General features: G+C 64.9%; 24 protein-coding genes and 1 tRNA gene. 19 read left to right on the plus strand and 6 right to left on the minus strand.

Annotated elements, in window-relative coordinates:
* The 8 genes from flgC to recA form a co-directional block, all read left to right on the plus strand.
* Positions 1-342 (plus strand): flagellar basal body rod protein FlgC (flgC, locus tag IPM60_13225; protein MBK8908823.1); only part of this gene is annotated, 342 nt, incomplete at its 5' end.
* A 52-nt stretch (positions 343-394) separates the two neighbouring features.
* On the plus strand, positions 395-721 hold the full coding sequence (locus IPM60_13230; GenBank protein MBK8908824.1) for a flagellar hook-basal body complex protein FliE: 327 nt from the start codon (positions 395-397) through the stop codon (positions 719-721).
* A 30-nt stretch (positions 722-751) separates the two neighbouring features.
* Complete coding sequence (gene fliQ / locus IPM60_13235; GenBank protein ID MBK8908825.1) at positions 752-1,018, plus strand: flagellar biosynthesis protein FliQ; 267 nt, start codon at positions 752-754, stop codon at positions 1,016-1,018.
* 17 nt (positions 1,019-1,035) lie between these two features.
* Complete coding sequence (gene fliR / locus IPM60_13240) at positions 1,036-1,797, plus strand: flagellar biosynthetic protein FliR (protein MBK8908826.1); 762 nt, start codon at positions 1,036-1,038, stop codon at positions 1,795-1,797.
* A gap of 16 nt (positions 1,798-1,813) precedes the next feature.
* The gene (gene flhB, locus IPM60_13245; protein ID MBK8908827.1) at positions 1,814-2,893 is read left to right on the plus strand and encodes a flagellar biosynthesis protein FlhB; all 1,080 of its coding nucleotides are present in this window, start codon (positions 1,814-1,816) and stop codon (positions 2,891-2,893) included.
* A 282-nt stretch (positions 2,894-3,175) separates the two neighbouring features.
* Positions 3,176-3,922, plus strand: a complete 747-nt coding sequence (locus tag IPM60_13250) for a calcium-binding protein (protein ID MBK8908828.1) — start codon at positions 3,176-3,178, stop codon at positions 3,920-3,922.
* 205 nt (positions 3,923-4,127) lie between these two features.
* A complete protein-coding gene (locus tag IPM60_13255) occupies positions 4,128-5,711 on the plus strand; it encodes a response regulator (protein MBK8908829.1) in 1,584 nt (527 codons plus the stop codon).
* A gap of 138 nt (positions 5,712-5,849) precedes the next feature.
* Positions 5,850-6,905 (plus strand): recombinase RecA, encoded by a 1,056-nt coding sequence (recA, locus tag IPM60_13260; protein MBK8908830.1) that lies wholly within the window; start codon positions 5,850-5,852, stop codon positions 6,903-6,905.
* A gap of 83 nt (positions 6,906-6,988) precedes the next feature.
* On the opposite strand, the gene IPM60_13265 is transcribed toward recA, so the two are convergent.
* From IPM60_13265 to IPM60_13275, 3 genes are all read right to left on the minus strand, one after another.
* Entirely contained in the window at positions 6,989-7,624 is a 636-nt protein-coding gene (locus IPM60_13265) for a response regulator transcription factor (protein ID MBK8908831.1), read from the minus strand.
* Positions 7,625-7,632: 8 nt separating this feature from the next.
* The gene (locus tag IPM60_13270; protein MBK8908832.1) at positions 7,633-9,432 is read right to left on the minus strand and encodes a PAS domain-containing protein; all 1,800 of its coding nucleotides are present in this window, start codon (positions 9,430-9,432) and stop codon (positions 7,633-7,635) included.
* A 229-nt stretch (positions 9,433-9,661) separates the two neighbouring features.
* Positions 9,662-11,269 (minus strand): alpha-glucosidase C-terminal domain-containing protein, encoded by a 1,608-nt coding sequence (locus IPM60_13275; protein ID MBK8908833.1) that lies wholly within the window; start codon positions 11,267-11,269, stop codon positions 9,662-9,664.
* 265 nt (positions 11,270-11,534) lie between these two features.
* Between IPM60_13275 and IPM60_13280 the strand changes: the two genes are divergently transcribed.
* Genes IPM60_13280 through IPM60_13290 form a run of 3 tightly spaced genes read left to right on the plus strand, consistent with a single transcriptional unit; the run spans position 11,535 to position 14,577 of the window.
* Entirely contained in the window at positions 11,535-12,527 is a 993-nt protein-coding gene (locus tag IPM60_13280; GenBank protein ID MBK8908834.1) for a TRAP transporter substrate-binding protein, read from the plus strand.
* Between the two features lie 14 nt (positions 12,528-12,541).
* Positions 12,542-13,180 carry a TRAP transporter small permease gene (locus IPM60_13285; GenBank protein ID MBK8908835.1) on the plus strand — a complete coding sequence of 213 codons (639 nt, stop codon included), beginning with the start codon at positions 12,542-12,544 and terminating at the stop codon, positions 13,178-13,180.
* On the plus strand, positions 13,177-14,577 hold the full coding sequence (locus tag IPM60_13290; protein MBK8908836.1) for a TRAP transporter large permease subunit: 1,401 nt from the start codon (positions 13,177-13,179) through the stop codon (positions 14,575-14,577). The genes IPM60_13285 and IPM60_13290 overlap by 4 nt, the downstream gene beginning before the upstream one ends.
* A gap of 288 nt (positions 14,578-14,865) precedes the next feature.
* Here the strand turns inward: IPM60_13290 and IPM60_13295 are convergent, their stop codons facing one another.
* The 3 genes from IPM60_13295 to IPM60_13305 form a co-directional block, all read right to left on the minus strand.
* On the minus strand, positions 14,866-15,849 hold the full coding sequence (locus IPM60_13295; protein MBK8908837.1) for a glycosyltransferase: 984 nt from the start codon (positions 15,847-15,849) through the stop codon (positions 14,866-14,868).
* Positions 15,850-15,943: 94 nt separating this feature from the next.
* Positions 15,944-16,921 (minus strand): glycosyltransferase family 2 protein, encoded by a 978-nt coding sequence (locus tag IPM60_13300; GenBank protein MBK8908838.1) that lies wholly within the window; start codon positions 16,919-16,921, stop codon positions 15,944-15,946.
* A 116-nt stretch (positions 16,922-17,037) separates the two neighbouring features.
* Entirely contained in the window at positions 17,038-17,988 is a 951-nt protein-coding gene (locus IPM60_13305) for a complex I NDUFA9 subunit family protein (protein MBK8908839.1), read from the minus strand.
* A 233-nt stretch (positions 17,989-18,221) separates the two neighbouring features.
* Here IPM60_13305 and IPM60_13310 point away from each other — a divergent pair.
* The 8 genes from IPM60_13310 to raiA all read left to right on the plus strand — a co-directional run bounded on the left by IPM60_13310 (position 18,222) and on the right by raiA (position 25,123).
* Positions 18,222-18,308 (plus strand) — tRNA-Leu (locus tag IPM60_13310).
* Between the two features lie 91 nt (positions 18,309-18,399).
* Positions 18,400-19,035, plus strand: a complete 636-nt coding sequence (locus IPM60_13315; protein ID MBK8908840.1) for a ribonuclease D — start codon at positions 18,400-18,402, stop codon at positions 19,033-19,035.
* A 196-nt stretch (positions 19,036-19,231) separates the two neighbouring features.
* A complete protein-coding gene (locus tag IPM60_13320; protein ID MBK8908841.1) occupies positions 19,232-20,242 on the plus strand; it encodes a KpsF/GutQ family sugar-phosphate isomerase in 1,011 nt (336 codons plus the stop codon).
* A gap of 200 nt (positions 20,243-20,442) precedes the next feature.
* The gene (lptC, locus tag IPM60_13325) at positions 20,443-21,015 is read left to right on the plus strand and encodes an LPS export ABC transporter periplasmic protein LptC (GenBank protein MBK8908842.1); all 573 of its coding nucleotides are present in this window, start codon (positions 20,443-20,445) and stop codon (positions 21,013-21,015) included.
* Positions 21,012-21,896 (plus strand): hypothetical protein, encoded by an 885-nt coding sequence (locus tag IPM60_13330; protein MBK8908843.1) that lies wholly within the window; start codon positions 21,012-21,014, stop codon positions 21,894-21,896. The genes lptC and IPM60_13330 overlap by 4 nt, the downstream gene beginning before the upstream one ends.
* Positions 21,897-21,928: 32 nt before the next feature.
* Positions 21,929-22,729: an LPS export ABC transporter ATP-binding protein gene (gene lptB, locus IPM60_13335; GenBank protein ID MBK8908844.1), complete on the plus strand. Its 801-nt coding sequence runs from the start codon at positions 21,929-21,931 to the stop codon at positions 22,727-22,729.
* An 87-nt stretch (positions 22,730-22,816) separates the two neighbouring features.
* Positions 22,817-24,346: an RNA polymerase factor sigma-54 gene (gene rpoN, locus IPM60_13340; protein ID MBK8908845.1), complete on the plus strand. Its 1,530-nt coding sequence runs from the start codon at positions 22,817-22,819 to the stop codon at positions 24,344-24,346.
* Positions 24,347-24,544: 198 nt separating this feature from the next.
* The gene (raiA, locus tag IPM60_13345) at positions 24,545-25,123 is read left to right on the plus strand and encodes a ribosome-associated translation inhibitor RaiA (protein ID MBK8908846.1); all 579 of its coding nucleotides are present in this window, start codon (positions 24,545-24,547) and stop codon (positions 25,121-25,123) included.
* Positions 25,124-25,178 lie beyond the last annotated feature (55 nt).

The following is a 25,178-nucleotide window of genomic DNA, read 5'->3' on the forward strand; positions in this document are numbered from 1 at the left end:
ACCATTGCCGAGAACATCGCCAACGCCGACTCGGTCGCGACCACGCCCGGCGGCGATCCCTACCGGCGCAAGGTCGTCACCTTCAAGAACGAGGTCGATCGGGCGAGCGGCCTCGATGTTGTCGCTGTCGACCGGGTCCGCACCGATCCCACCGCGTTCGGCAAGCGCTATCAGCCGGGCCATCCTGCCGCCGACGCCGACGGATACATTTTGACGCCCAATGTCAACTCCCTGATTGAGATGATGGACATGCGCGAGGCCCAGCGTTCATACGAGGCGAATCTCAACATGATCAAGACCTCGAAGCGAATGCTCACCGAAGCCATAGACATCCTGCGCTGACCGGCGCGCACCACCAACGGCATCATGAAGCGCAAGGAGACGTGAGAACGTCATGGTCGCATCCGTAAGCAGTGCAGGCAGCTACGCCAACGCCATCGCGGCCTATGCGCGCGCCGGCAAGGCCGTCGAACCGGAGTCCACCACCGTGCCGGAGGCGCCGGGCGATACCTTCGCCGCCCTCGTCAAGAATGCGGTGCACGGTGCAGTCTCGGCGGCGGAAAGCGGTGAAAGAATGTCGGTCGCCGCCATCACCGACGGCGCCGACATCGGCCAGGTCGTGACCGCGGTCGCCGAGGCGGAACTCACCCTGCAGGCGGTGATCGCCATCCGCGACAAGGTCATCCAGGCCTACAAGGAAATCTCCCAGATGCCGATCTGACAGCCTCGGCGGGGTGAGAGGACACGCACGATGAATGAACAGGCCGTGCTGGAAGTCGGTCGCGAGGCCATGTTCGTGGTCCTCAAGATCGCCGGCCCGATCTTGCTGGCGGGCATGGTCATCGGGCTGATCATCGCGCTGTTCCAGGCGATCACCACGATTCAGGAAATGACGCTGACCTTCGTTCCCAAGATCATCGTCATGCTCGTGGCCATCGTCGTTCTGCTGCCTTTCATGATGACCACCTTGGTCGAATATGCAGGGACGCTTTTTGACCGCATAGCCGTGATCGGTTGAATGAGCGGCCGCGTCCGATGCTCGCCGAGCTGCTGACCTTCAACAGCTATGCGCTGATCGTCATCCTGGCCCGGGTCGGGGCCGTGCTGACCCTGATGCCGGGTATCAGCGCCAGCTATGTCAGCATGCGCATCCGCATGATGCTGGCGCTCGGCCTCAGTTTCTTATTGATGCCGCTGTTGGCGGCGCGGCTGCCGGCGCTGCCGGCGGCGCCCCTCGATCTCGGCCTTCTCCTGATCGGCGAGGTGATCGTCGGCGTGTTCCTCGGCACTGTCGCGCGGGTCATTGTCGCCGCCCTGCACGCCGCTGGGACCTTCATTTCCTATGTCATGTCGCTCGCCAACGCGATGGCCCAGGACCCGGTGGCGGAAACGCAGTCCTCGACCGTCGCCGGCTTCTTCTCGACCATCGGCGTGCTGCTGGTTTTCGTCACCGACCTCCATCACCTGATGCTGAAGGCGATCGTCGCCAGCTACGAGCTGTTCCCGGCCGGCGCGCCGCTCCCGGTGGGCGACTTCGCCGAGACGCTGGGGCGCGGCTTGGCGGAAAGCTTCCTGCTCGGCCTGCAGATGGCGGCGCCGTTCGTGTTGCTCGGCTTCACGTACACTCTCGGCCTCGGCCTGCTCGGCCGGCTGATGCCGCAGCTCTCCGTGTTCTTCTTCGGGCTGCCATTTCAGATCGCCGTGCAGATCTGGCTGATGACGCTGGTGCTGTCGGCGGTCATGTTGGCGTTCGTCGGCAAGTTCGCCGAGACGATGGGCAAGTTCGCCGGACTGTAGAGCGAAAATCGAGACAATGGCCGATACCGATACCGACGACAGCCAAAAAACCGAACAACCGACGTCGCGCCGGCTGGAGAAGGGCCGCCAGCGCGGCCAGGTCGCGGTTTCCCAGGAGGTCAAGAGCTGGGCGGTGCTGACTGCCGGGGCCCTCGGCGTTCTGTTCCTTGCGCCCAGCCTCGCGCACGATATTGCAACCTTCGGGCGGGTGTTCATCGAGCAGCCGCACGCCTTGCGCGTCGACGCCGACAGTGTGCAGACCGCGCTCATGGGTCTGATGCTGGTGGTCGGCCGCATCGTCGCGCCGCTGATTGCGCTGATCATGGTGGCGGCGCTCGGCGTCAGCCTCGTCCAGTCCGGACTGCTCTGGGCTCCCGCCAAGATCAAGCCGGAATTCAGCAAGGTGTCTCCGCTGAAGGGGATCAAGCGGCTGTTTTCGATGCGGACCCTCGTGGAGTTCGGCAAGGGCATTCTCAAGCTGTCGGCGGTGTCGGTGGTCGCTTTCGGCCTCGCCATCCCGCTGCTCGGCGATGCGGCGCTGCTGCCCAACTTGAGCGTCGCAGTCACGCTCGACCGCCTGCACGCCATCGCCATCAGCCTGATCGCCGGCACCGTCGGCGTGCTGACTGTGGTCGCCGGACTGGACTACATGTTCCAGCGCTACAGCTTCATGAAGGACATGCGCATGACCCGCCAGGAGGTGCGGGACGAGCACAAGCAGTCGGAGGGCGATCCGCAGATCAAGGCGCGCATCCGCAAGCTCCGCGCCGAGCGGGCCCAACGGCGGATGATGGCGGCGGTGCCCGAGGCCGACGTGGTGATCACCAACCCGACCCACTATGCGGTGGCGCTCAAGTACGAGATGGCGGCGATGGCGGCGCCGAAACTGGTCGCCAAAGGCGTCGACTCGCTGGCGCTCCGCATCCGCGAGGTCGCCGGCGAGCACGACGTGCCGATCGTCGAGAACCCGCCCCTGGCACGCGCCCTCTACGCATCGGTCGAGCTCGACGAGGACGTTCCGCCCCAGCACTATCAAGCCGTGGCAGAAGTCATCGGCTACGTCATGCGCCTCAAGGGCCGGATCCCCTGGACCTGACGCCGCAGTGACGGCGGCCGGGTGAACAGCCTGCCGGCCACATTAAAGCCTCAGTACTGCCGAAACTTCATCGTCTTGCGGCTGGCATCCACCGCTAATTCGGAGTATCATCATTAACTGTGCGGAAGCCACGAATCCAATAACAAAATCAATACCGGATCCGATAACATTTAAAGACAGCAGCCTCGCCCCGAAAGAAGGTAAGCGCTTGCGGGCTCACCTGTGCTCATCAACGGGATGCGGCGCGCACGACGCGCGTTCGCACGAAGAGGGAGACGGATCATGGCGTTTTTTGGTGGCACCAACGGCAACGACACGTTCGGCGGTGGTGACGATGCCGACTTCATTCTGGGCCGGAAAGGCAACGACACCCTGACGGGCGGCGGCGGTGACGACACCCTGATCGGCAATCAGGGCAACGACGACCTCCGCGGGAACGGCGGCAACGACGACATCAGCGGTGGCCAAGGGCGGGATTTTCTCCGTGGCGACAACGGAAATGACACGCTCGACGGCGGCAATGACCAGGACACGCTCAGAGGCGGCAACGGCGACGACGACCTCAGCGGCGGCCGTGGAGACGATGAACTCGACGGCGGCAATGACGACGACACGCTCGACGGCGGTACCGGCGACGACACGCTGGATGACACCGGCGGCGGCGACAACAACCTGTTCGTTTACAGCGGGTCGCAGGCCGGCGAGGACGTCATAACCGGTAATTTCGACGTTGATGAAGGCGGCGAGGAGTCCTTCGACAGCACTCACATCCAGATCGCCGGGTTCGACGTCACGCTGACCACCGACGACGACTTCTACGATTTCATCTATGATATCGAGCACGACGGGGTGGGTTCGACCGACGCGGTCATCGACGGTGACGACCTCGTCTTCTATTTCAACAACCCGGAAGACATCGGCGAAGACTCCGAGGAAGACGAAGGCGTGAACAGCCTCAGGTTCGAAGACATCTTCGACGGAGAGCTGGACGCGGGTACCGCCGCAGCCAACGGCGCCGACATCGCCTGATCAAGCATTTGCCGGACGCCGCGCGCGGGCTCCCCGCGCGCGGCGCTTCTCATCTACGGCAACGCTCGCCAAAGTGCTCCGCTCGCTGGAGGACAGCAGCCGCTGACCTGCCGGCGAGGCAGAATGCGCCCATAAGTGGCTTCGCTCGTTGCGTTCCGCAACGACTCATTGCATACTGCCGGCTGCCTCCAATTGCCGTGTCTCGATGCTTGCTGATCCCGCCGCCCGCTCTTCATCCAGCCGCACCACCCCGCTTCCCCTCGATCGCCGGGCGCTGTTCGACGACGCTCCTGTGGCGATGGCGATCCTCGACCTCTCTGGAACCGTCCTCGCCTTCAACGCAGCCTTGCAGGTGATGGTGGGCGCACAGCCCTGCGCGGCGGCCGGGCGTGCGTTCATAGAGCTTTTGTGCCGGGAGGATCGTGACGAGGTCTCTGGCCAGCTGTCCAAGCTCGCCATGGGCACGACGCGCGGGGGCCGTCTGGGTTCGGTACGTATCCAGGGCGAAGCGGCGCGCCCCGTCGCCATCGAGGCGCGGCGGCTCGCCGGAAGCGATCGGGCGATCGTTTATTTGATCGAGGAGAGCGAGGCCGGTTACGCCGACGTGCGCCACGTGCAGGCGCAAAAGATGCAGGCCCTCGGCCAGTTGGCGGGCGGCATCGCCCACGACTTCAACAACCTGCTCACCGCGATGCTGGGGCATTGCGATCTGCTGCTGGAGCGGCACGCCGCCCCCGACCCCAGCCACGACGACGTGGTCCAGGTACGCGCCGCCGCGGCGCGGGCGAGCGAACTGGTGCGCCAGCTTCTGGCGTTCTCCCGCAAACAGTCCTTGAAACCGGTGGCGCTGGACATCAACCGGGCGCTGAGGGCGCTGTCGACCCTGTTGGCGCGGTTGTTGGGCGAGACTGTGGCTCTGGATCTGGAATTGTCCGCCGCCGATGGCGTCGTGCGCGTGGATCCGGGGCAGCTCGATCAGGTCGTCATCAATCTCGCCGTCAATGCCCGCGACGCGATGCCTGGCGGGGGCCGCCTCTCGATCCGAACGCAGGACAGGGTGCTGACGGCGCCGCTCGACGGCCAGCCGGACTCCGTCCCGCCCGGCCGCTACGTGACTCTCGCGGTGGGAGACACCGGCGTTGGCATCCCGAAGGAGATCATCGCCAGCATTTTTGAGCCGTTCTTCACCACAAAGGAGGTGGGAGGCGGCACCGGTCTTGGCCTCGCTACCGTCTACGGCATCGTCCGCCAGACCGGGGGCTTCGTGACCGTCGACAGCGCGCCGGGAGCGGGGACCACCTTTTGTCTCTATCTTCCGGCCGCCGAACTTGGCTTCCAGCCCGCGGAGGACGCAGTGCCGGCTCCCGACCAATCCGGCTCGCTGCCTCGCGCTACGGGCGCGACCGTGCTGCTGGTCGAGGACGAGACCGCGGTGCGGCGCATCGCGGCGAAGGCCCTGACTGTCCGCGGCTATAGGGTGATCGAGGCCGGCGACGGTGAGGATGCGCTGCAATTGCTGGGCGAACGGCCGGAGGGCGTCGACCTGATCCTCACCGACCTGGTGATGCCGGGGATGGATGGCGGCACCTTCGCCCGACTGGTGCGCCAGGAGTGGCCGAGCGTGCCGGTGATCCTGATGTCCGGCTATGCTGACGAAGGACAGACGCCGGTGCTCGCCGACGTGCCATCGAGCCAGTTCCTCGCCAAGCCATTTTCGCTCGCGGAACTTGTGGCTAAGGTCGGCAGCGCCCTCGAAACCCGAATCAAGCCCGGTAAGCGCAACTTTTAGGACTTGCTGTCAATACCCCAAATGGGTTAATTCTCTCGGCGAAGGGCGGAATGAACCGCGCCCGGATGCCCATTGCCATCTCAAGGGTGGTATGAAACAAGAGGGAGAGAACCCATGCTGTATAGGCCACTTCGACTCATGGACAGGAACGGCAACGACAAGGACCGCGCCATCGAAGCGGCCATCAGCCAGATCGACCGCGCCTTCGGCAAAGGCTCGATCATGCGCCTCGGCCAGCGCGAGCACGTGGAAGCCGACGCAGTTTCGACCGGCTCCCTCGGCCTCGACATCGCACTCGGTATCGGCGGCCTGCCCCGCGGGCGGGTGATCGAAATCTACGGCCCGGAGGCGTCCGGCAAGACCACCCTGGCGTTGCACTGCATTGCCGAGGCCCAGCGCAAGGGCGGCACCTGCGCGTTCATCGACGCCGAGCACGCCCTCGATCCCGTCTACGCCAAGAAGCTTGGCGTCGATGTGGACGGCCTGCTGATCTCCCAACCGGACGCCGGCGAGCAGGCGCTGGAAATCGCCGATACGCTGGTCCGCTCCGGCGCCATCGACACTCTGGTCATCGACAGCGTCGCGGCGCTGGTGCCCCGCGCCGAGCTAGAGGGCGAGATGGGCGACACCCACGTCGGCTTGCAGGCGAGGCTGATGAGCCAGGCATTGCGCAAGCTGACCGCCACCGTCGCTCGCTCCAGGACCATCATTATCTTTATCAATCAGATCCGCATGAAGATCGGCGTGATGTTCGGCAATCCCGAGACCACCACCGGCGGCAACGCGCTCAAATTCTATTCGTCTGTGCGCATGGAGATCCGCCGCATCGGCCAAATCAAGGACCGCGACGAGGTGACCGGCAGCCAGACCCGCGTCAAGGTGGTCAAGAACAAGCTCGCGCCGCCGTTCAAGATGATCGAGTTCGATATCATGTACGGCCAGGGCATCTCCAAGACCGGCGAGCTCCTCGATCTCGGCATGAAGGCGGGGCTTGTCGAAAAGTCCGGCTCGTGGTTCTCCTACGGTTCCGAGCGCATCGGCCAGGGCCGGGAGAACGCCAAGACCTACCTCCGCGACCATCCCGACATGGCGGCCCAGATCGAGGCCAAGATCCGCGAAAACGCCGGCCTCGTCTCCGCAGCCATGATGGCCGGCCCCGATACCGCCGAGGAATCCGAAGCCGCCAACGACTGAAACGGCGGTGGCCCTCGTTAAACCGTCATCGCCGCGGTTGCGCGGCAGTCGCGCGGCAGTCGCGCGGCAGTCGCGCGGCGCCATCACCCGGGGCGGGCGGGGCCCCAGGGATTGCGGCAGAGTGAGGCAAGGCGAGCGAGGTCGACGGCGGAGCGCGCCTGCATCTTGTGGAGGACGTGGCGGCGGTGAGTCTCGACAGAACCGACGCCGGAGTCCAGCCGCGCGGCGATCTCCCGGGTGGTCATGCCCTCGACGGCGAGATCGAATACTTCCCGTTCCCTGGGCGTCAGCGACGCCAAGCGCAGCAGCACGTCCTGCGCCTCCGTCCGCCACCGCCGCCATTCGGCGTCGACGATGATGGCTTGGCGAATCCGCTCCAGCAGTTCCTGGTCCTTGAACGGCTTCTGGACGAAGTCCACCGCGCCTGTCTTGAGCGCGCGCACCGCCGTCGGCACGTCGCCGTGGGCGGTCACCATGATCACCGGCCGGCAATCGCCCCTGCCGGCGAGGACATCGAGCAGGTCGAGGCCGCTCATCCCCGGCATCTGCAGGTCCAGGATCAGGCAGCCCCGGCGTTCCGGCCGGTAATTCTGAAGGAACGCCTCCGCCGACGCGTATACTTCGGCGCTGAAACCGGCACTTTCGACCAGAAACGCCAGCGACTTGCGCAAGCCGCCATGATCGTCGACGATGAACACGGTGGCTTCGGCAGCAGACATGGCGTGTGCTAGCTCGTGTCCAACGGCAGGGTGACGCGGACGACACCGCCGCCGTGCTCGTGATTGCCGGCGAAGATGCGACCGCCGTGACCTTCGACGATGGCCCGGCAAATGGACAAGCCCATGCCGATGCCGCCCGGTTTGGTAGTGTAGAACGGCGCGAATGCTTGCGCCGCGTCCTGGCCCGCGAAGCCTGCCCCCGTGTCGCTGACGATGACTTCGACGGCGGCATCCGCGCCGGCCGCGGTCCGCACCGTCGCCCGCCGCTCGCCCTCCGTCGTTGCGGCGGCGGCCTCGAGGGCGTTCTTGACGAGATTGGTCAAGACCTGCTCCACTTCAATTGCGTTGCCCGACGGCCTCGGCAGATCCTCGGCGAGATCGAGGTTGAGCGCCACTCGCCGCTTGCGCGCCTCCTTCTGCAGCCGATCGCAGACGCCGCGGACCGCGGCATTGATGTCCACTTCGCTTTTGCTGCCGGGCGACCGGCGGATCATGCCGGTGATGTTTTGCATGATGGCGCTCGCTCGTTCCGCCTCTCGGCATGCCTCTTCCAGCGCGTCGACCACCGCCGTCACGTCGCCGCCGTCGCTTGACCGGAGCAGGTTGATGCAGCCCCGGCAATAGTTTACGACCGCGGCAATGGGCTGGCTGACCTCGTGGACCAGACCGCCGGCCATTTCACCGAGGCTGGCGATGCGCATGGCGCGCGCCAGCGCCTGCTCGCAATCGTTGGCTCGAGCGGTTGCCGCCTCCAGCGCGCTGCTGTCGCGTACGCTCAGCACGGCGCCAGTAGCCCGCCCGTCGGCGCCGGTGATCGGACGGGCCCTGATGACCAGACTGCGGCCGTCTCGGCTGCAGGGGATGGGCTCGGCCTTTCCGCCAGCGATCACCATGTCAAGCTGCGAGGCGATCCGCGCAGCCGTGTCGGCGTCGAGCACCGACATCAGCGGCCGGCCGATTACCGACTCCGGTGTCGCGCAAAGCCAGTCGGCCGCCGCGCTGTTGAGCGCCGCCACTCTGCCCGACGCAGTCACCCACAGGCCCGCCTCGTCCATCGCGCCGAACAGCGCCGAGAACGCGGCGCTGCTCCGCTCCGCGGCGCTGCGCATGGCGGTCGCGGCAGTAACATCCGTGCTGACCGTGACCAGCCCGCCATCCGGAGCACAATGAACGGAGGTGCGGATGCGGCGGCCATCGGCCCGCGGTTGACAACCGGCAGCGGCATCCTCCCACAACAGCGCACGGTAGCCGGCCCCGGGCACAAGGCGACCCGCGATTTGGGGATGGTGCCGCGCGTAGACGGCGTTGCAGTGGATCAGACGCTCCGACGTATCCCAGACCGCCACCCCCTGATCGATGGCGTCCACGGCGGCTCGCACCGCCTGTTCACGATCCCGAAGCTGCCGCCGCTCGTGTACCAGCCCCGTGACATCGGTCATCGTCGCAAACACTCGCGCCGGATCGCGGTCGGTTTCCGCGACCGGGGCAAGGACCAGGCGCCAGCACCGCATTCCGGCGTCGCCGCGCATCTCCACATCCCAGGTCGCCGCCGCAGCAGTCTCCAGGCAGCCGCGGCAGCGCGCCTCCAGTTCCCCGCCCAGCTCCGGCGCCAGCACCGCCGCCGGTGACAGACCAACTACGCGCTCGCGACCCACCGCCTCGAGGAAACGGTGATTGGCGGCGGCGAACCGGAGCCAACCGTCACCCAGTATATCTATCACGAACGCGGCGACGCCGAGGCATTCCAGCATCGGGTGCACGCCATCTTCCGACGGCGCCGCCGGAGCCGAGGTCACGCCGGCGAGCATCGAGGCGGCCGCAATCCGCCGCTATCGCCATGATAAGACGCAAGTGCGACATCCCAGAATAGCGCATCTAGGGCGAGCATTGCAGCGACTCGCAACATATTGTGGAGCCGAGAAAAGAACCACATGTTGGCCCGGGTCTGCAATCGACTTTTGGGGGTCTTCATCAACCCGGTTGGGGATAAGCACGCCGTCCTGGGGATAACTGCACCCGAAGATCGTGACAGGCTGCTCAGTCCATGGCAGCGATCACTCCCCCGAACGGCGGCAGCATCACCCCGCATCCATGCTCGACTGAACCAGGCAGGCCGGTCGCGTGCACGGCGGCGACACTTTCATTGAGCGTAAATCGGGCGTTGGCGGCGCTCAGGTTGAAGGCGCACAGGAGCCGCCGGCGGTCAAGGCGGCGCTCGAACGCCAGCACCGCGTCATCGACATGGAGGAAGTGGATGTCGCCGGTGATCAACGCAGGCTGTTCGCGCCGCCAGCTGAGGAACCGGCGCGTGAAGGCGAGCACGGACCCGGCGTCGTCCTGTTGGCGGTCCACTGCGAGAGCAAGATGAGCCGGGTCGAGCGGAAGCCATGGTTCCGCCACCGAGAAGCCACCGTGCGGCGCGTCGCACCGCCACGGCATCGGGGTGCGGGCGCCGTCGCGGGCGTGGTAGGCGGGCCAGAACCGGCGGCTCTCCGGATCCTGCAAGCGCTCGAACGGGACGAACGCTTGCGGTAGCCCGAGCTCTTCCCCCTGGTAGAGAAAGACGGTGCCGCGGAGGCAGGTGAGCACCGCGATCAGGCATTTGGCGAACGCCGCGCGCTCTGCCGGCGCGACGTTGGCGCCATCGCCCCAGCGACTGACGACCCGCGGCACGTCGTGATTGCTGAACGCCCACGACGGCCAAGCGCCCGGTGCGGCCGCCAGCATCTCCTCGATCGAGTCCCGGATGTGGCGGACGCCCGAAGTCTGGCGCAGAAACACGAAGCTGTAGGCCGTGTGGTAGCGATCCGGCCCATCAGTGTAGGCGGCCGTAGTCGCGACGGGATGGTCGCTGGCGATTTCAGCGACTGCCATGGCGCCGGCGTAGCGGTCGAGGCAGGCGCGAAAGCGGGCGACGAAGTCCAGCGTCTCCGGCCGCGAGCGGTTGTAGACCTGCCGCTGCAGCCAGTACGCCTTGACCGGATTGGGGTGGGGGAACGGCGGATTGTCGCGCAACTGCGGGTCGTGACAGAAGAAGTTGGCGACATCCATCCGGAAGCCGTCGACGCCGCGGTCGAGCCAAAAGCGCGCCGCGTCCAGGACCGCAGTCTGCACCTCGTTGTTGTGGAAGTTGAGGTCCGGCTGTTCCTTGAGGAAGTTGTGGAAATAATACTGCTTCCGACGTGGCTCCCAGTCCCACGCAGGGCCGCCGAACACGGACAGCCAGTTGTTGGGCGCGGTGCCGTCCGGCTTGGGGTCGGCCCACACGTACCAGTCCGCCTTGGGGTTGGTGCGGCTGGACCGGCTCTCCTCGAACCACGGATGGGCATCCGACGTGTGGGAGTAGACCTGATCGATGATCACCTTGAGGCCGAGACGATGGGCGTCTTCGAGCAGGCGGTCGAAGTCCGCCAGCGATCCGAACAGCGGATCGACGCCACAGTAGTCGGCCACGTCGTAGCCGAAGTCCTTCATCGGCGAGGTGAAGAACGGCGAGATCCAGACCGCGTCAACGCCAAGGTCGGCCACGTAGGGGAGCTTCTCCGAGATGCCGGCGAGATCGCCTATCCCGTCTCCGTTAGCATCGCAGAAGCTGCGCGGGTAGACTTGGTAGATGACGGCGCCCCGCCACCAGTCGTCTGCCATGATACCTCCTCCTCTCCTCCGGTGATCGGTTCGGGCCCCGCTGGCGCGGCCATCGTCGGGTACCCCACCGCGTTCAGTGCGTGCGGGTTTGCATGATATTCGTTCGCAAGTCTGGTCGGTTCCTCACTTCCAAACGGGTTCGATACCGTGTACAAGGAAGGAATCGATCGTCCGGAGGCCGCAGCGCTACGTCGCGACGCCGGTGCGACGTTAAAAGAAGCTTCGTGGTTGCGGCCAGCGAGGACTGAATGACTGGGAGGACTGTATGACCCGCATGCTATCTCTAATTGCGTTCGCCACCGCGGTTATAGTTGCGCCGCTCGTTCAGGCGGCGGAACCCATGGTGATCAAATTCTCGCACGTGGTCGCCGAGAACACGCCGAAGGGCAAGATGGCGACCTACTTCGCCGATATCGTCAACAAGCGGATGGGCGACAAGGTCAAAGTCGAAGTCTATCCGAACTCGCAGCTTTACAGCGATGAAAAGGTTATCGAAGCAATGCTGTTGGGCGACGTCCAACTGGCGGCGCCATCGTTGTCCAAGTTCGACTCCTACACGCCGAAGGTGCAAATTTTCGACCTGCCGTTTCTGTTCAAGGACATCGCTGCCGTGGACGCTTTCCAGGCGAGCAAGGAAGGCCAGGAGCTTCTCGCCTCGATGGAAGACAAGGGCGTCGTCGGCCTCGGATATCTGCATAACGGCATGAAACAGCTTTCCGCCAACAAGCCGTTGAAGGTGCCGGCGGATGCGGCGGGCCTCAAGTTCCGTGTCCAGCCTTCCGACGTGCTGGCCGCCCAATTCGAGGCGGTGAATGCGCTGCCGGTCAAGAAGCCGTTCTCGGAGGTGTTTACCCTGCTGCAGACCAAAGCGATCGACGGCCAGGAGAATACATGGTCCAACATGTACTCTCAGAAGTTCTACGAGGTTCAGCCCTACATCACCGAGTCGAACCACGGCGCGCTCGACTACATGGTGGTGACCTCTACGGAATTCTGGGAGGGGCTGCCGGATGACGTGCGGACTGAACTCAAGGCGGCGATGGACGAAGCTCTCAAGTATGGCAACCAGATCGCTTCGGACGTCAATGAGGAACAGAAGCAAAAGATCATCGACTCCGGCCGCAGCGAGGTCATCGAGCTCACCGACGAACAGCGGCAGAAGTGGGTCGACGCCATGAAGCCGGTGTGGAAGAAGTTCGAGAAGGACATCGGCAAGGACCTGATCGACGCCGCGGCGGCGGCCAAGGCCACCAGCTAACCGTCGCGCCTCGCATGTTCTCACGCGTATTCAATCGACTGGAGGAGGGATTCATTTCCCTCCTCCTCGTCATCATGACCGTACTCGTGTTCTTCGAGGTGGTCCTGCGCTTCGGCTACGGTTGGCAGATCTTTCCGAACGAGGGCGCGTTCGCCACGTTCTTGAGCCAATTCTTCCGCCTCGTCGAGGAACTGACGCTGCATCTGAACGCCTGGCTGGTGCTGTTCGGCGCCTCTTACGGCGTGAAGGTAGGCGCCCACATTGGTGTCGACTCTATCGTCCGACTGCTGTCGAGCAAAGTTCGGCGCGTCGTAACACTGATCGCGCTGGCGCTGTGTCTGGTTTACTGCGTGATGTTCATCGAGGGGTCCTGGGTCTACCTCCAGAAAATGTACAAGATTGGAATCTTTCTCCAGGACGTGCCGCTTCCGAAGTGGATTGCCCATTCGATCCTGTTGATCGGTTTTATTTTATTGTTCATCCGATTTGTGGAACTGGGATGGCTGGTGTTCAAGGGTGACGTTGACGGGTTCCGCAGCTCCGACGAGGCCAAGGAAGCCTTGGAAGCGCTTGAGAAAGAGCGTGCCAAAGAAGCGGCATTGTCGGGCGTGACGGGAACGAAAGTCACGCCCGGGACGGGGACGGCGCCATGACCATTTTCGCCCTGTTCGCGCTACTGTTCGGCTGCATGTTCATGGGCATGCCGATCGCCGTGGCCCTCGGCTTTTCCAGCATCACGACGATCCTGCTGTTCTCCAACGATTCGATCGCCTCGGTGACGCTGAAGCTGTTCGAGGCGGTCTCCGGCCACTACACCTTGCTGGCCATCCCGTTTTTCATCCTGTCGTCGGCGTTTCTCTCGACCGGTGGAGTAGCGCGGCGCCTCATCCGCTTCTCCCTAGCTTTGGTCGGCTTCATCCGCGGCGGCATGGCAATGGCGTCGGTGGTCGCCTGCATGATCTTCGCTGCGGTCTCCGGATCGTCTCCGGCGACGGTCGCGGCGATCGGCTCCATCGTCATCGTCGGCATGGTGCGTGCCGGCTACCCGGAAGCGATGGCAGCGGGCGTCATCGCCAACGCCGGTACCCTCGGGATTTTGATCCCGCCCAGCATCGTGTTGCTGGTGTATGCGGCAGCGACGGAGGAGTCGGCGGCGCGCCTGTTCATGGCCGGTTTTCTTCCGGGCATCCTCATGGGCTTCCTGTTGATGGTGGTGATCTACATCGTCGCGCGGGTCAAGAACCTGCCGGCGCAGCCGTTCCCCGGCGTCCGGGAGATCTTCGCGTCGTTTTGGAGCGCCTTGGGCGGGCTGCTGCTGATCATCATCGTCCTCGGGACCATCTACGGCGGCATCGCCAGCCCGACCGAGGCGGCGGCAGTGTCGGCGATTTACGCCTACGCCGTGTCGGTGTTCGGCTACCGCGACATGGGGCCGATGAAGGGCCGCGCCTGGCGCAGCGAAAGCGAGTCCACCGGCCGCATGGTGGCGCGCAATATCGGCGCCATTCTTGGCGCATTTCCCCGGTCGTTTGCCGATCCCGACGTGAACAGGGTCGTTCTGGATGCCGCCAAGGTGTCCATCATGCTGCTGTTCATCATCGCAAACGCGATGCTGTTCGCGCACGTGCTGACCACCGAGCGCATCCCCCATCACATCGCCGAGATGATCACCGGATGGGGCCTGTCATGGTGGGGCTTTCTCATCGTGGTCAACATCCTGTTGCTGGTAGCCGGCAACTTCATGGAGCCGTCGGCGATCGTGCTGATCATGGCGCCGATCCTGTTCCCGATCGCCGTGCAGCTCGGCATCGACCCCATCCATCTCGGCATCATCATGGTGGTCAACATGGAGATCGGCATGATCACGCCGCCGGTCGGGCTCAACCTGTTCGTCATCGCAGGGATCACCGGGCACAGCATTGTCTGGGCGGTGCGGGCGGCCCTCCCGTGGCTGATGGTGCTGCTGGGCTTCCTGGTCATCGTCACCTACGTGCCGCAGATCTCTCTGTTCCTGCCGGAATACATCGACTCCCTGAAGGGCTACAAATAGGTGAGCAACGTGTTGCCGCTGCCCACCCGCGGCGGTGTGGCGGCGGTACCGATCTGCGGAAGGCGGCTACGCTACGGCGGCCGCTTTCCGGGCGACAACGGCTCAGTCGAATCCGATCCCGTCGCGCCACAGAAAGAAGCGCATGCTTACCCTGCGACTTCGCTCAGGATGAGGTTCTGATTTCTGCGGCGGGCATGGGGTAGAACGACGACCGCGACTCGGCGATGACCGGCGACTTGTTTGTCCGGAACCGACCCATCTCCAAGGACACGCACGATGGTCGCGGAACTACTCGATCACCTCGGCGATCTTGTATTCCTTCAGGTCCTTGGAGCGGGTGAAGATCAGGATCTCGCCTACCAGCCCAACGGCGACGATCTGGATGCCCAGCACAACCAGGAGCACGCTCAGAATGAGAGCGGGGCGCTCCATCAGGGGCTGGTCGCCGAACACCCGCTGGGCGATGATGAACAGGGTCCACAGCGAGCCGACCCCGAACAGGCTCATGCCGATCATGCCGAAGAAGCGCAGCGGCTTCCGCGAGAATTTGACCAAAAAGACGATCGACAGCACGTCGAGCATGCTCTGCAGGTACTTGCCGACCGGGTGGACCGATCGGTTGCGGCTCTTTGCCGACGGAGGAACCTCGACCTCGCAGACCTTGAAGCCCTGGACCAGGGCGAGCAGCGGCAGATAGCGGTGCTGCTCGCCGTAAAGCACCAGTTCCCTTGCGACATCGCGCTTGAGGGCACGGAAGTCGCAGCTCACGTCCTGGAACGGCGCGCCGGCAAAGCGGCGGAGGAAAAAATGAAACACGCGACCCTGCAGGCTGCCGATGGCGCTGCGCGGCCGTGGATGCCGTTTACCGACCGCGACATCGCAGTGATCCAGCGTCTTGATGAGTTCGCCGATGCGTGACGCATCCACCTGGAACTCTGCCGGCAGGGTAAGGACCACGTCGCCCGCCGCCCGCGCAAAGCCGGCGCAAAGTGCACTCGCCTCGCCGTGCCACTTGGCGAAGGTGATCAGCTTGATGGGCTCGCCTTCGGACTGCAGACGCTGCAGGATCGCCAGCGCCGGGGAGCGCTGCTCCAAGACATAAAGGAATTCAAAGCTGTCCACAGCCGCTTCCAGACCGCTGCGGTATTCGCGGTGCAAGTCAGCAATGTGATCGGTTGCGCCGCCGATCGGAATGACGGCGGACACCTGGACGTCGGTAGCCATTTCGCTGTGCTGGCTGACGTTGGGATCGCGTTCGATGATAGCAGTCACGGGTTGTTTCTCACCTCGGGGCAGGCAGCAAAGTGCTGCAGTGGCGAACAATCGGGCGCTGCCGCCAGCCGGCCCGGAGCGGGATGGCGAGCGCTCATGCAGGCGGCGTCTTCGGATTGATCTGGCGGACGGTCAGACTTGCCAGGTTCTCGATGCGCAACTCATCGGCGCCGTAGAGCAGTTCCACAAGAAGACCGAGGAAGAACAGGAACATAGCGAGCGCCGCCAGCAGAACGCTGAGCCCGGCGAAGGTGACCGATGACATGGCGTCGCCGGTGGTGGCGACACCGACACCATAGATGAAGCCGCCGATACTGAGGAACGCCGCGAATAGCGCGACCCAGCCGAGGGTGCCGAACGGGCGACCGGCAAGGGAAATGAGGGTGCGCAGCACGATCAGGTCGATGGCAACCTTGTAGATGCGCGACAGCCCGTACTTTGACTGTCCGAATTGGCGGGCGTGATGGCTCACCGGAATCTGCGCCATGCGCGCACCGGCCATTGACGCGACCACCGGGATGAAGCGGTGCATTTCCGAATAGAGCGGCAGGCCCTTGATCAACTCGGCCCGAAAGCTCTTCAGCGAGCAGCCGGTGTCCTTGACGTTGACGCCGGTGATGCGGGCGAGCAGGCGGTTGGCGATCCACGACGGAATCTTGCGGCGGAACAGGTAGTCCTGCCGGCGCTGGCGCCAGCCGACAACAATGTCGTAGCCTTCCTCCATCTTTTCGAGGAAGCGGGGGATGTCGGCCGGGTCGTTCTGCAGGTCGCCATCCATGAGCACGATGGTCCGGCCCCTGGCCACTTCAATCCCCGCCGCCATTGCGGGTGTCTGGCCGTAGTTCCGCCGGAGCCGCACCACCCGGATTTCCGGGTTACGCTGCTGTTGTGCGCGCAGGTTGCGCAGCGTGTTGTCAGCGCTGCCATCATCGACCAGGACGATCTCGTAGTCCAGTCCGAGGGGGGTGAGGCTGGTGAGCAGGCGTTCGCAGAGCGGCGCCACGTTGTCCTCCTCATTGTACATGGGGACAACGATGGACAGCTCAGGTTGCCGCCGTTCCGCCTCAATCATGATCGTTCGATCCAGCATGTCCCCTGCGCCGATGTGTGCGAGCCCGCCTTGCTCTCGTTATACGATAAACTGCGCCTGGTTTCAAATCGGAATAATTGTAGGGCCCGAAACAGATATCAGCCACCGTTTTGAAGATGGGAGCGCTGGTCCCGCCCGTAGCGGCGGTACCGCTTGAGGTAGGTGGGGATGACGACTTCCACCGCCGTCGGCGTAATGCCGAGATCATGGAGGGTCAGGGCGTTAGCGGACACCACGTTGGGGGTGCGGAGCAACTCTACCTGATCGCGGGTCAGCGGCGGAACCGGCAGCCATTCCAGAACGGCGCCCTGCAGCGAGCCGATCGCCAACGGCACCGGAACCAGCGGCCGGTGGCGCCCGGTCTCCGCCACCACCAACTCCATTACCTCACGGAAACTGATCACGCGCGGGCCGCCCAGCTCATAGGTCTTGCCGGAGGCCTCGGCATCGGTCAGCACCGTCATCATCGCATCGGCGACGTCGCCAACATAGACCGGCTGAAACTTCGTGTCGAATACCGGAAGGAACGGCATGAACCGCGCCATGCTGGCGAACCGGTTGAAAAATTGGTCTTCCGGACCGAACACCACGCTCGGCCGCAGGACTGTCGCCTGACGGAAGGCCGCGAACACCGCCTTTTCGCCGGCAGCCTTAGTGCGCGCATAGGCCGCGGTGGAATCCGCGCTGGCGCCGATAGCTGAGACGTGCACCAGGCGCTGCGCGCCCGCGCGGGCCGCGGCGGCCGCGATGCTGCCGGCGACGTCGACGTGCATCCGCTGGAAGGTCCGCTTGCCGCGCTGGTAGAGGATGCCGATCAGATTGAAGACCGCGTCGGCGTCGTGGACAGCGCTCTCGACCATGTCCGGATTGGTCACATCCACCGGGGCCAGAACGACCTGCCCGGCCTCTCCCATCGGCTTCAAGAACAAGGCATGCTCCGGCCTGCGCACGGCGACCCGCACGATCCAGCCGTCTGCGGCTAGACGCCGCACCAGGTGCCGGCCAATGAACCCGGAGCCCCCGAATAAGACGGCAACGCGACGCTCCATAAGATCCTCCTCCCTGGCCTCACCGCCGAATACTGCTTGCGACGCGCTGACAGTCCGGTGGTGCTGCTTGCACCGTCGGCGCGTGCTGCCAGTTCCTTGCAGCGCTTATACTACGCTCGCGGCGAGGATCAAATGCCGCGCGGGTCGACATTGGTTGACACGGGGAGCCCCGGGGTTCTACCAGTAGTCGGCGGACCGGCTTGCTCCCTCGTTGCACGTCCCGCGCCGCGTGAGCCCAGGTGGCGGAATTGGTAGACGCGCAGGTTTCAGGTACCTGTGGCCGCAAGGCCGTGGAAGTTCGAGTCTTCTCCTGGGCACCAATGTTCCGCCGGCGATCGCGGGGCGGATTTGCCGGCGCCGATGCCGGTCCTTCCCAACGGTGATGCTGGAACACGGATGAAAGTCGACGGCATTCCCATCCGCCTGCACCGCGGCGACCTGCCGGCGGACGTGCGCCTGCAGGGCGCGGTGGCGATTGATACCGAGACGATGGGGCTGAACCCGCACCGGGACCGGCTATGCCTGGCGCAGCTCTACGACGGCGGGGGGGCCTGTCATCTGGTCCAGTTTCCTTGGCCGCGAACGGACCAGGAGCGCGCCGAGCCGTACCACGCCCCGAATCTGGCGGCGCTACTCGCCGACGTATCGGTCACCAAGCTGTTCCATTTCGCCCGGTTCGATGTGGGCGTTCTGGAGCACTCGCTCGGGGTCGCCTGCCAGCCGATCTACTGCACCAAGATCGCGTCCCGCCTCTGCCGCACCTACACCGATCGCCACGGCTTGAAGGAGTTGTGCCGGGAATTGCTTGGCGTCGATCTGGCCAAGGAGCAGCAGTCGTCCGATTGGGGCCGCGAAGACCTGAGCGAGGCGCAACTCCTCTACGCGGCCCGCGACGTAATCTACCTCCACCCGTTGCGCGACCGATTGAACGCCATGCTCGATCGAACCGGCCGGCGGGCTCTGGCCGAGGCGTGCTTCCGGTTCCTGCCCTTCCGCGCCCGCCTCGACATTGACGGCTGGTCCGAGCAGGACATCTTCGCGTACTAGTAATACGATTGAGAGGCGGTCTCAGGACACGCGGTTGACCTTCGTAGCTCCGCGCGTCATACTGCACCTGCGAAGGGCACGGATCTTGCTTGCGACGGTGCGCTCGGGGATCAGCCGATGCGTTGTTCTCTCGCGGCCGGCAGCGGCTTGTCGCAATGGGAACCGCGACACCAGACACATGAGCGGATCGATATGAATGGAGGTCGCGCTGACTGAAGCCGCGCTGCAGACGCCGGAACGGGCGGACGACCCGATCCTCCGCACGGCCAAACGCGTGCTGGCGACGGAGGCCGAGGGTCTGCTGGCGATGGCGCGCGGCATCGGTTCAAGCTTCACGTCAGCGGTCGATCTGCTCCATAACATGGCGGGGCGCGCCATTGTCACCGGCATGGGCAAGAGCGGCCATGTCGCCCGCAAGATCGCGGCCACTCTCGCGTCCACGGGAACGCCGGCCTTGTTCGTCCATCCGGGCGAGGCGAGCCATGGCGATCTTGGCATGATCGCCCGCACGGACGTCGTCGTCGCGCTCTCCAATTCCGGCGAGACAACCGAGCTCGCGGACATCGTCACCTATGCCAAGCGCTTCGAGATCCCTCTGATCGCCATGACCGGGAAGGCCGGCAGCACGCTCGCCCGCGCGGCCGATGCCACTTTGGTCCTGGCCGACACCGACGAAGCCTGCCCGATGGGGCTCGCCCCGACCACCTCGACGACCGTCATGCTGGCCCTGGGCGACGCTCTTGCGGTCGCCCTTCTGGAGCGCAAGGGATTTTCGGCCGACGACTTTCACGTGCTTCACCCTGGAGGCAAGCTCGGGCGCCGGTTGCTGCGGGTCGCCGACATCATGCACGTGGGCGCCGCAGTGCCGCTGGCCGCGTGCGAAACGCGGATGTCCGAGGCGCTGATCATCATGACCGCGAAGAGCTTCGGGTGCGTCGGCGTCGTCGACGACGAGGGTCGGCTCGCCGGAATCGTTACCGACGGTGATCTGCGTCGCCACATGTCAAGCGACCTGATGGGCCGCACGGTCAACGAGGTCATGACCGTGAGCCCGAAGTCCATCCGGCCGGACGCGTTGGTGAGCGAAGCGGTGTTCGTGATGAACGCGGGTGGTGGACGGCCGATCACCAACCTGTTCGTCGTGGACGAGGACCGGCCGGTCGGGATCATACACATTCACGACTGCCTGAGAGCCGGCGTCGCATGATGGACGCCATCGACCACGGGATCCGAACCGGAGCCGCTGACGCCGCAGCCGGTCCTGCGGCAGGATCGGGCGAACGGCTTGCTCGGCCTCGCCCCGCAGTGTCTTCCGGGCCAGTCCATGGCCCGTTCCAGCGCAGCCTGCCGCCCCGCACGCGCGATGCCCTGCAGCGTATCGCGGTGCGCACCCGGACAGTCCACGTGATGAAACTGGTGCTGCCGGCGGCGGCGATCCTGCTCATTGCCGCGGTGGTGCTGTGGCCGTATCTGGCGCCGGACAGCAGCGGCTTTCCCATTGCGTTCGCCGATCTTGAGGATTCGGTCGACAGCGTCAGCATGATCGACGCGCGCTTCGTCGGCACCGACGACCGCAACCTGCCCTTCACGGTCAGTGCCCGGCGGGTCGACAACCTGAAGCCGGGCGCGACGGAAATGGTTCTGCACGAACCGGCCGCCGACATGACGCTGGACGACGGAAGCTGGATTCTCGTCCGTTCCGACACCGGTGAGTACGCGGTCAAGGCCGAGTCCCTCGATCTCGTCGGCGACGTCCAGCTGTTCCACGACGCCGGCTATGAGTTCCGGACGTCGCGGGCCAACGTCGATCTGGAGCACCACATCATCGCCGGACCGGAGCCGGTCGCAGGCCACGGGCCGTTGGGCGAGTTGAACGCCAAGGGCTTCCGCGTTCTCGACAACGGCGGCACGATCGTGTTCGACGGGCCTGCGCGCCTGCTGATCTATCCGAGCGCGATGAAGCCGCGGCCGCAGTCATGACGACGCCGCGGCCATGGCGCGTGTTTGGACGCGCGTACAAGCGCGGCCTGATCATCTCTTTGGCGTTGCTGTGCACGTTGCCGGCCGGGTCGGCGCTCGCTCAGGATCAGGTTGAGGCCGCACCAAAAGCCAACGACCTCGGGCTCGCCATCGGAGGAACCGGGTTGCCGCTGGAGATTACCGCCGACGGCGGCATCGAGTGGGAGCAGCGCCGGGCAGTGATACGGGCGCGCGGCAATGCGCGGGCGGTGCATGGCGACGTGGCGGTTAACGCCGACATGCTGAGCGCGTATTACCGCGACAGCGCCGCAGGCGCCGCCGAGATCTGGCGCCTGGAGGCGGACGGCGACGTACGCATTACGACGCCCACCGATACCGCATTCGCCGAGCGCGGCCAGTATGACGTGGACAGTGCGGTCCTAGTGCTGAGCGGCGGCAATCCGGTGCGGCTGGTCGGCAAGGACGGAGAAGTGCGCGCCGATCGACAGATGGAATACTGGCAGGCCAAGCGCATGGTGGTCGCTCGCGGAGATGCCGTCGCCGTCCAGGGCGACAAGACTATCCGCGCCGACGTGCTGGTCGCTTATCTTCGCGAAGGAGCGGAGGGCAAGACTGAACTCGATCGTGTCGAAGCCTTCGACCGCGTCCACATCATCACCGCCGAAGAAGACGTGCACGGCACCCGCGGGGTCTATGATGCGGCCTCGGGCAAGGCGGCACTGACCGGCGATGTCCGAATCACCCGCGGCAAGAACCAACTCAACGGCTGCCGCGCGGAGGTCGACCTCAAGTCCGGCGTCAGCAAGCTGTTCGGATGCGGCGACGGCGGCGTTGGACGGGTTCGTGGCCTGATCCAGCCGGAACAGGATAACAAGAAATGAACCATATGGGCAGACACTCTGGATCCGGGGCCATGACGACACACTCGACCGACATCAACGCCAGCAATGCCGAAAGCCGCCGCGCCCAGCGGCCGGTGGTGCTTTCGGGCCTCGGCGGGCTGTTCGCCACCAACATCGGCAAGCGCTACAAGAAGCGCCCGGTGGTGCGCGGCGTCGACATGAAGCTGCATCGCGGTGAAATCGTCGGGCTGCTGGGACCCAATGGGGCCGGCAAGACCACGTGTTTCTATATGATGATCGGGCTGGTCGCGCCGGATCACGGCCAAGTCGTGCTGGACGGCCAGGACATCACCCGGTTGCCGATGTATCGCCGGGCGCGGCTCGGCATCGGTTACCTGCCGCAGGAGGCATCAATCTTTCGCGGCCTCTCCGTCGAAGACAACATCCGCACCGTACTGGAGGTCGTGGAGCCGTCGCGCGAGCGCCGCGAAGCCGCGCTTGACGCCCTGCTCGCCGAGTTCTCGATCACACATTTGCGGCGCACCCCGGCGCTCGCGCTCTCTGGGGGCGAGCGGCGGCGGGTGGAGATCGCCCGGGCGCTGGCCTCCGGCCCCCATTTCGTGCTGCTCGACGAGCCGTTCGCGGGCATCGATCCGATTGCGGTCGGCGACATTCGCGGCCTCGTGTCGCACTTAAAGGATCGCGGCATCGGCGTGTTGATCACCGACCACAACGTGCGCGAAACCCTCGACGTCATCGATCGCGCCTACATCATCCACGACGGCATGCTGCTGATGGAAGGCACGCCGGCCGATATCGTCGGCAACGCGGACGTGCGCAGAGTGTATCTCGGGGATCGCTTCAGCCTGTGAGCGAGCCGACAGAATGAGCGGCGAAAGGTCCTGGGCCGTGCGCGCGCGATGCGGCGGGCGCATCCAGGTTCGGATGCGGTAGCGCCCATGGCTCTCGCTCCCCGTCTCGATCTTCGCCAGAGCCAGTCTCTGGTAATGACGCCCCAGTTGCAGCAGGCGATCAAGCTGCTGCAGCTCTCCAACCTGGACCTCACCCAGTACGTGGAACAGCAGCTCGAACAGAATCCGCTGCTGGAACGGGACGACGCCGGCGCCGACGGCCCGGTGTTGGGCCCAAGCGGGCACATGAGCGAGCCTGAGGCGCCGACTGCGGCCGCGGGCGACGGTACGCCATCCGTGGATCAGGCCGTTGCGGACGAGACTGGCGCCGTCACCGACGCCGCCATGGACCTCGACTATAACGACTCGTCTGACGGGGACGGGCCGATCTCCGGCGTCAGCGGCGATGGCGTTGCAGGTCTCGGCAGCCGCAATGGCTCCGGCGGCAGCGGCGACGGCGGGGACACCAGCCTGGAGGAGACGCTCCACGGCAACATCACGCTCCGCGAGCACTTGACCGCGCAACTGGCCGTCGACCTCGCCGATCCGGTGGATCGGATCATCGGCCATCAGTTGATCGACCTCATGGAGGACACCGGCTACCTCACCGCCGATCTGGCGCAGGTCGCCGAGATGCTGGGATGCAGCCTCGACCGCGTCGAGGACGTGCTGGCATGCGTGCAGGAGTTCGACCCGCCGGGGATCTTCGCCCGGGACCTCGCCGAGTGCCTGAGGCTGCAGTTGCGCGAGCGCGGCCGGCTGACAAAGCCGATGCGGGCTCTTCTCGCCAATCTGCAACTCATGACGAAACGGGACCTGCCGGGCCTCGCCAGGGCCTGCGGGGTCGACATGGGGGCTCTGGGCGCGATGATTGCCGAACTTCGCACGCTCGATCCCAAGCCGGGGTTGGCGTTCGACCCGATCCTGACACAGCCGGTGGTGCCCGATATCCTGATGCGCGCTCAGCCAGCCGGCGGCTGGATCGTCGAGCTCAACACGGAGACGTTGCCGAGGGTCCTGGTCAACAACCAGTACTACGCCCGCATCTCGAAAAATGCGCTCAGCAGCGAAGACAAGCACTACATCAACGAGTGCTTCCAGTCGGCAAACTGGCTGGTCAAGGCGATGCACCAGCGCGCCACCACCATCCTCCGGGTGGCCGCCGAGATCGTGCGGCAGCAGGACGGGTTCTTCATCCAAGGCGTCCAGGCGCTGAAGCCGCTCGTGCTGCGCGACGTCGCCGAAGCCGTGTCGCTCCACGAAAGCACCATCAGCCGCGTCACATCCAACAAGTTCATGGCGACGCCGCGCGGAATCTATGAGCTCAAGTATTTCTTCAGCCAGGCGATCGCTGGCGCCAACGGCGGCGACGCCTGCTCCGCCGAATGGGTACGCCACCGGGTAAAGGCGGTGATCGACGCCGAGCCGCCGCACGGCGTGTTGTCCGACGACATGATCGTCACTTTGCTCCGTCAGGAAGGGATTGACATCGCCCGGCGAACGGTGGCGAAGTACCGGGAGGCGTTGGGGTTGCGGTCGTCCGTGCAGCGCCGGCGGGACAAGCTGGCGCGGGTATAGTGGCGAGTTCGTGGCGAAGGGGCGGCGCTTGACAGGCGAGAGGGGGCTGACTAAGGTCACAAGCCTCGCTGGCATGGCATCAAAAAGCAATCATCATTGAGTTTGCTGCGCCCTCGTGATTATCCGCTCTCGCCCTCAGATGAACGACATGCGGGTGCCGTGGAGACCGACTGGCCTCCCGGAGCAGGAGTCCATTCCATGGATATAGCAGTCAAAGGCAAGAACTTGGACGTGGGCGACGCGCTGCGTACCCATGTCTTGGATCAGCTCGAGCCTGTGGTCACCAAGTACTTCTCCCGAGCCCATGACGCCAACGTGACCTTCTCGCGGGAGGCGCATCTATTTTGCGCCGACATCATCGTCCATCCGGTGCGGGGCGTCACGGTTCAGTCTCATTCGGCCGGTGACGATGCGTACGGTGCGTTCGACGCGGCGCTGGAGCGGGTCGCCAAGCAGATCCGCCGCTACAAGCGCCGGATTTCCAGCCACCACGCGCGGCACGGAACCGATGAGCCGCTGCCAGCGTTGCAGTACATCATCGCCGCCGAAGCGGATGAAGACGACGAACCCGCTGAGGACGCACAGCCGGCAATCATTGCCGAGCTCCCGACCGAGATCGCCACGCTGTCGGTGGGCGAGGCGGTGATGCGGATGGATTTGGCCGACGCTCCCGCAATGATGTTTCGCAATCGCGCAAACGGGGGCATGAACGTCGTGTATCGTCGCCCTGACGGCAACATCGGCTGGATCGATCCGACGCACACGCAACAGTCCTAGTGGTCCGATGCTGACGGATGAGTCGCATCCCTCAGCTGAATCGAACCACCAGATA

It is taken from the genome of Rhodospirillales bacterium, assembly GCA_016710335.1.
Classification (GTDB): Bacteria; Pseudomonadota; Alphaproteobacteria; order Rhodospirillales; family Defluviicoccaceae; genus JADJXQ01.

What these genes read in the sequence shown, in the direction of transcription:
- IPM60_13230 (MBK8908824.1), top strand. Translation starts at nt 395, where the DNA reads ATGGTCGCATCCGTAAGCAGTGCAGGCAGCTACGCCAACGCCATCGCG.
- fliQ (MBK8908825.1), top strand. Translation starts at nt 752, where the DNA reads ATGAATGAACAGGCCGTGCTGGAAGTCGGTCGCGAGGCCATGTTCGTG.
- fliR (MBK8908826.1), top strand. Translation starts at nt 1,036, where the DNA reads ATGCTCGCCGAGCTGCTGACCTTCAACAGCTATGCGCTGATCGTCATC.
- flhB (MBK8908827.1), top strand. Translation starts at nt 1,814, where the DNA reads ATGGCCGATACCGATACCGACGACAGCCAAAAAACCGAACAACCGACG.
- IPM60_13250 (MBK8908828.1), top strand. Translation starts at nt 3,176, where the DNA reads ATGGCGTTTTTTGGTGGCACCAACGGCAACGACACGTTCGGCGGTGGT.
- IPM60_13255 (MBK8908829.1), top strand. Translation starts at nt 4,128, where the DNA reads ATGCTTGCTGATCCCGCCGCCCGCTCTTCATCCAGCCGCACCACCCCG.
- recA (MBK8908830.1), top strand. Translation starts at nt 5,850, where the DNA reads ATGGACAGGAACGGCAACGACAAGGACCGCGCCATCGAAGCGGCCATC.
- IPM60_13265 (MBK8908831.1), bottom strand. Translation starts at nt 7,624, where the DNA reads ATGTCTGCTGCCGAAGCCACCGTGTTCATCGTCGACGATCATGGCGGC.
- IPM60_13270 (MBK8908832.1), bottom strand. Translation starts at nt 9,432, where the DNA reads ATGCTCGCCGGCGTGACCTCGGCTCCGGCGGCGCCGTCGGAAGATGGC.
- IPM60_13275 (MBK8908833.1), bottom strand. Translation starts at nt 11,269, where the DNA reads ATGGCAGACGACTGGTGGCGGGGCGCCGTCATCTACCAAGTCTACCCG.
- IPM60_13280 (MBK8908834.1), top strand. Translation starts at nt 11,535, where the DNA reads ATGACCCGCATGCTATCTCTAATTGCGTTCGCCACCGCGGTTATAGTT.
- IPM60_13285 (MBK8908835.1), top strand. Translation starts at nt 12,542, where the DNA reads ATGTTCTCACGCGTATTCAATCGACTGGAGGAGGGATTCATTTCCCTC.
- IPM60_13290 (MBK8908836.1), top strand. Translation starts at nt 13,177, where the DNA reads ATGACCATTTTCGCCCTGTTCGCGCTACTGTTCGGCTGCATGTTCATG.
- IPM60_13300 (MBK8908838.1), bottom strand. Translation starts at nt 16,921, where the DNA reads ATGATTGAGGCGGAACGGCGGCAACCTGAGCTGTCCATCGTTGTCCCC.
- IPM60_13305 (MBK8908839.1), bottom strand. Translation starts at nt 17,988, where the DNA reads ATGGAGCGTCGCGTTGCCGTCTTATTCGGGGGCTCCGGGTTCATTGGC.
- IPM60_13320 (MBK8908841.1), top strand. Translation starts at nt 19,232, where the DNA reads ATGGAGGTCGCGCTGACTGAAGCCGCGCTGCAGACGCCGGAACGGGCG.
- lptC (MBK8908842.1), top strand. Translation starts at nt 20,443, where the DNA reads ATGAAACTGGTGCTGCCGGCGGCGGCGATCCTGCTCATTGCCGCGGTG.
- IPM60_13330 (MBK8908843.1), top strand. Translation starts at nt 21,012, where the DNA reads ATGACGACGCCGCGGCCATGGCGCGTGTTTGGACGCGCGTACAAGCGC.
- lptB (MBK8908844.1), top strand. Translation starts at nt 21,929, where the DNA reads ATGACGACACACTCGACCGACATCAACGCCAGCAATGCCGAAAGCCGC.
- rpoN (MBK8908845.1), top strand. Translation starts at nt 22,817, where the DNA reads ATGGCTCTCGCTCCCCGTCTCGATCTTCGCCAGAGCCAGTCTCTGGTA.
- raiA (MBK8908846.1), top strand. Translation starts at nt 24,545, where the DNA reads ATGGATATAGCAGTCAAAGGCAAGAACTTGGACGTGGGCGACGCGCTG.